The 255-nt window shown below is 55.7% G+C and carries 1 protein-coding gene; it reads left to right on the forward strand.

What is annotated here, in order from left to right; translation table 11 throughout:
- Positions 1-255, forward strand: a 255-nt coding sequence (locus tag RZA33_RS19625) for a hypothetical protein (protein ID WP_317509916.1), incomplete at both ends; no start/stop codon positions are given.

Below are 255 nucleotides of genomic sequence, written 5' to 3' on the forward strand. Positions count from 1 at the left end.
TGCAGCGGCGCTGCTCGTGGCGTTGCTGTTAATCGGTGTGCAGTTGTTGTTCCTGGCGTTGGAGCAGCGATACCCGGGAGCCATGCTCAAACTAGTGCCCGGTTTGATCTGCCTCGGCATTGCTGCCAGCACACTTTTGTCAGGGCGGAATCTCAAGTTTGCCTCGTTGGACATAGGGAGCATTAATGCGGCAGAAGGAGGTGGGGGGGCTTCGGGTAGATTGATTACTGCGCTTGTTCTCGCCATTTGTTTTGC

The organism is Halovibrio sp. HP20-59 (assembly GCF_033052795.2).
Classification (GTDB): Bacteria; Pseudomonadota; Gammaproteobacteria; order Pseudomonadales; family Halomonadaceae; genus Vreelandella.